We start from the raw sequence: 4640 nt of genomic DNA, 5'->3' as shown, positions 1-4640 counted from the left end.
CTTTACATATTAATCTCTAAAACTATTGATATTACTACATTTCTACCAATTCTCTTTCTATATCTATTTAAGTGGCTTTCCATAACACAAGGGGCGAGTAGTATTTTTTGAGAACCCCACTCAAAAAATCTCCACTCTTTTGCCCTTGTGTTATGGAATTCGGCGGGAGCTAGCATGTTGCCAAGCCGAACAGACCAAAAACGAGGAATTTTGTTATACGACTTGGATTAGCAATTATACCCGCCGAACCGCCAATCCTATCGTTCTAAGCAATATCCATATTCCATATTCAGTTACGTAAAGTTCCAGGGGGCTAGCCCCCAAACCCCCAGCCAGCACTCACACCCAAAAACAAAGGGTATTTTAAAAACACAAGAAAGGGCCTCCTGAAAACTACAGAGACCCCTTCTGTTAGTTCATATATTTTTCATATGTGTATCAAACAGAATCACAACAGTGCGCACTTACACAAACTTTTTAAGTTTGTGTGTTTCCCCATAAAACATTGATATGTTTTATGGCCTGCTGGGGCTTTTTTGTTATACTTACTATGAACCTTTCTAGAACTATTATTTTTACCTATCTAAAAAGAGCACTTCCCAAAGGGAAGTGCTCTTTTTAGATAGGTAATTTGTTATTAATTTAGTTACATATTTTTTGCTTTAATAGCACTTATTATAAGTGAAATTAAAGCAAGTATGATTAAAGGTAGAAATGCTAATCCTTTCAAATCTTTAAATCCACTTGTATTCATTTCGTATATTAAAACAAATAATATTGCAAAGAATATAACAGAAATTAAAAAATACATACTAAATTTGCTGTTAATTTTTTTCCCAATAACTTTATAAATCAATCCAATTATGAAAAGTAGGAATATAGCTATACAAATCTGTATCATTACGAAAGTCATCATCTCAACTCCTACTTAAAAATATTTATCTTTTATTAGCGTAAATTTCTTTATCTAGCCAACTAATCGTCATTACTGAACCACTTGAACTTGTATGATCACGTAATTCTCTATAACAATGATAATTTCCAACAGACATAATTACTGAAACTGCTGAAGCTATGGCTGCTGGTGGGAAAAATGGAGTTAATAATCCAGTAATGGCAGCTATACTTCCCCAATAAAATGATCCATCAGCAAAATTATTTTGCCATTGTTGAGATTCACTCTTTGACATATACCATTTAACACCCCACCAATAAGAATCTACAGATGAATATTGAATTCCATCTTTAGTATTAAGACCAACTAAATTATTTACTAATGGAGTAGTTTCCAATTGATTATTTTCTACATTTATCGTTGCATATCCTGTTTTAGTTGCCTGATTAATAGCTTTAATACCTCTTTGATAATGCTCATAAACAAAAGGGTTAACCTGTTCTTTAACTTTTGAATCTAATTCTAATTGATTATGTTCATTTGGTTTAATATATTTACTAACAATAGCTACAGAATCAATAATTTCTTTAGATTGTGCCTCTGTATATTGACTGCCCATACTTTGTACATTTTTAAAATATTTTTCATCGTTTGTAGTGATGGTTGCCTTTTCAATATTTAATGTGTTTTCTTGTGCGTGAGAAATGATGGGTGCTGTTAATGGTAATAATAAAGCTGTAGATAATAATGTTACATTTAATTTTTTCAATGTCATAATGTAATTCCCCTTTGTTTTTAATTATTTAAGTATTTTGACATTATTATACTTTACAATAAAAGGTTATCTCTATAAATTGATAAAAATAACGCGGAATATTCTGATATTAAAAATAGAACAAACTGTTTAAGGAATTTTGTCAACGGTAAGCGGAACGAAGTGAGCATTAAGGAGTTGACAAATGCACCATACCCAAACCCTCTTGATGGTTTCAAACGGTACCCGTTTGAACCTGCCAACCGGCGAGGGAGCCCCTCAAGGATTGAGGGGTTGGGGAGTTGGATGAAGGGGGTCAAGGGGAAGAGTTCCCCTTGTAGGTTCGGACAAAGTCCGAGGTTTTTCTTTGCCATGCTTGCATGGCTTGGCGAAGCCAAAGAGCCTCGCAGAGCACGTCCAAATGAAATTTGGTATAACGTGCTAGACCATATACTATGAGTCTTGCTGGTCCCCATGTTATACTAGTTATCAAAAAGGGGGTTCTCGCTCATGGCTCACGTTCAAAAATACACAAAAGGAAATGTACAAGGACTATCCATTCACTGGGACAGAAAAACAGAAAACCATTCAAATCTAGACATTGATAATGAGCGGTCAGATTCGAATTATGATTTATGCGAAAAAGAAGGAGATACACTTTCTCGTATGAATCAGCGTTTAAGTGAAGTACATGCTTTGAAGCGAAATGATTTAAAAGTGTGTGCAGATTGGGTTGTTACGTTGCCAGAAAATTTGAAGGGGATTTCAGAAAAGGAACAACGTGAATTCTTTGAGAAGACCTATGAATTTTTAGTAAATCGTTATGGCGGGGAAAAGAACGTACTTTCAGCAAATGTTCATATGGATGAAACAACGCCACATATACACTTTGCTTTTATGCCTGTTGTGTGGGATGAGAAAAAGCAAAGAGAAAAGGTTTCAGCAAAAGAAGTGCTAACACGTAAAGAGTTAAAAACATTTCATCAAGACTTAGATACTTTTTTAAAACAAGAAATTCCGCATATCTACAAAGAAGGGATTTTGAACGATAAAACGATTGGTGTAGATACGGTGAAAGATTTAAAAAAGCATTCGGAGGAAATTCAAAACCAAAAAGACCAACAAAAAGCAGATGCAACCGCAGAAATGAAAGTGTTCAAAGAACCAAAACAAGTGTTGAAGAAAATCGAAGCATCAGCAAAGAAAACGATATTTGGAGATAAGGTCACATTGCCATCTAAAGATTTTGAGAAATTAAAAGAGTTATCTGTATCTAGCATGAAAGTGCAGTATCAAGCCGGAAAAAGAATGGATGCAGCAGCCGAAAAAATTGAGGAATTGGAAGAGAAGTATTACAAGGCAGATCGTAGGGCAGATAATGCAGAACTTCAATTTGGTTTATTAGAAAAAGAAGTAGACCAGCTGAAAAAACATCGAACAGACGCTATTGTGTATAAAAGCATCTTGCAAGATACAAACAGACAGATAGAAATTAGCGAACTAGAAAAGAAAGGACGTTTAGTCCTGTTTAATCTAGAAAATGGACATGAACCAAAGAACCAAAAAGAAGGCGAACGATGGCTTTCTATCTTGGAAGAGAATAAAAAAGCAAAGACAATCCCTCAGAAGCGCCTAGAAGCTTTTATAGAGCGTCTAAAAGCATTTCTAGATAAAATACTAGGGAAAAGCAGAGAATTCTCTCTAGAGGGCTTAAAACGCAAATCAGAGCAGTTAAAACAAACGAAACAACCAAAGACAAAAAGAGATAGAGGGATGGAGCGTTGAAAAAGCGATACCGATTGTAACTGGTATCGCCTTTTTACTCTATTTTTGCATGGATAGAATAAAATTTATCCCTTGTTTGAATCCTTCTCTATAAAACTCTTCTTTTATGTCTGACATTTCTAGAATGATTGCAAGTTCAATTTGTTCAAATTCTTCAAAATTGAACTTATCTCGGTGTTTATGTAACTCCTCAAGATTTTCGATTTTCGCTAATCCTTGTACATTTTGCTCAACTATCATTTCTAACATTTGGTTTGCAGTCATACTTTTCATCCTCCTTGTATTTAAAAAAGATTTATAGGAAAATAAAAAGGCATATATCGTGTGTGCAGATTCAAAGATGTAGGTGCTCCCTGGTCAGAGGGAGTGCCTTTTTATTTGTCTTTTAAAATTTCGAATAACTTTGCTCATTACCTCAAAACATTTGTTTTAACGTACTTTGAACGTTCAAATTTCTTGAACAATTCTTCGTTTTCTTCACGACCGAGAAGTATATTGCCTTTGAAATTTACGAAGTCTTTTTTATCTCTACTTGTAGCCCAAGCTACTTCTGGATTTAAGATATACGCATTTGTCGTTCCAACTTTACCAATAGCGATTAATCCATTTTTTTCAAGGAATGAAACTGCTTTTGATACTGTTTGTCTTGTTTTACCTGTATATTCTTCTAAAACTTTTTGAGAAACCATAATGCTGTTACTATTAACATCCATATTCTCCATAAAGAACATGTAAAGTTGCCCTGCAACTGCATTATTAGAAATGATGTATGCTAAAGCTTGTGTTCCTACACCTTTACTAATTTGTACAAAATTCTTGTTCTTTTGGCTTTCTTTAGCTCTTTTAGCTTCTAAGGCTTCACTGGCACTATCAAAGATTTCAGCATCTTCTATGGTTACGTACTTTATTTCTATTTCTTTTTCTCTCTCTTCCTCATCATTTACAAACATATGTAACCCTCCATTATACATATATGTTAATTTGACTTTACTTGTCGTTAAAAATATCTTACCACTTGTTATAACAACGCGTCAAATATTTTTTACCTCTTGTTATGATATGTAAAACCACACTTTACATATATGTAAAACCACGCTTTACATATTAATCTCTAAAACTATTGATATTACTACATTTCTACCAATTCTCTTTCTATATCTATTTAAGTGGCTTTCCATAACACAAGGGGCGAGTAGTATTTTTTGA

General features: G+C 33.9%; 4 protein-coding genes. 1 reads left to right on the top strand and 3 read right to left on the bottom strand.

Annotated elements, in window-relative coordinates:
* Positions 1–938 precede the first annotated feature (938 nt).
* The gene (locus ACS2MN_RS30820) at positions 939–1670 is read right to left on the bottom strand and encodes a hypothetical protein (RefSeq protein ID WP_438894964.1); all 732 of its coding nucleotides are present in this window, start codon (positions 1668–1670) and stop codon (positions 939–941) included.
* A 489-nt stretch (positions 1671–2159) separates the two neighbouring features.
* On the opposite strand from ACS2MN_RS30820, the gene mobV reads away from it, so the two are divergent.
* Positions 2160–3434: a MobV family relaxase gene (gene mobV / locus ACS2MN_RS30815; protein ID WP_438894963.1), complete on the top strand. Its 1275-nt coding sequence runs from the start codon at positions 2160–2162 to the stop codon at positions 3432–3434.
* A 39-nt stretch (positions 3435–3473) separates the two neighbouring features.
* Here the strand turns inward: mobV and ACS2MN_RS30810 are convergent, their stop codons facing one another.
* Entirely contained in the window at positions 3474–3698 is a 225-nt protein-coding gene (locus ACS2MN_RS30810; protein WP_438894962.1) for a hypothetical protein, read from the bottom strand.
* 146 nt (positions 3699–3844) lie between these two features.
* Positions 3845–4384 (bottom strand): replication/maintenance protein RepL, encoded by a 540-nt coding sequence (locus tag ACS2MN_RS30805; protein ID WP_304522285.1) that lies wholly within the window; start codon positions 4382–4384, stop codon positions 3845–3847.
* Positions 4385–4640: the final 256 nt, after the last annotated feature.

Source organism: Bacillus cereus group sp. BceL062, from assembly GCF_051780025.1.
Taxonomy (GTDB): Bacteria; Bacillota; Bacilli; order Bacillales; family Bacillaceae_G; genus Bacillus_A; species Bacillus_A toyonensis.
The sequence above is the reverse complement of the archived record's forward strand: the minus strand, read 5'-3'. Positions and strand labels throughout refer to the sequence as shown.

Bases quoted from the DNA above. Each gene is read 5' to 3' on its own strand.
- mobV (WP_438894963.1), top strand. From the start codon at position 2,160: ATGGCTCACGTTCAAAAATACACAAAAGGAAATGTACAAGGACTATCC.
- ACS2MN_RS30810 (WP_438894962.1), bottom strand. From the start codon at position 3,698: ATGACTGCAAACCAAATGTTAGAAATGATAGTTGAGCAAAATGTACAA.
- ACS2MN_RS30820 (WP_438894964.1), bottom strand. From the start codon at position 1,670: ATGACATTGAAAAAATTAAATGTAACATTATTATCTACAGCTTTATTA.
- ACS2MN_RS30805 (WP_304522285.1), bottom strand. From the start codon at position 4,384: ATGTTTGTAAATGATGAGGAAGAGAGAGAAAAAGAAATAGAAATAAAG.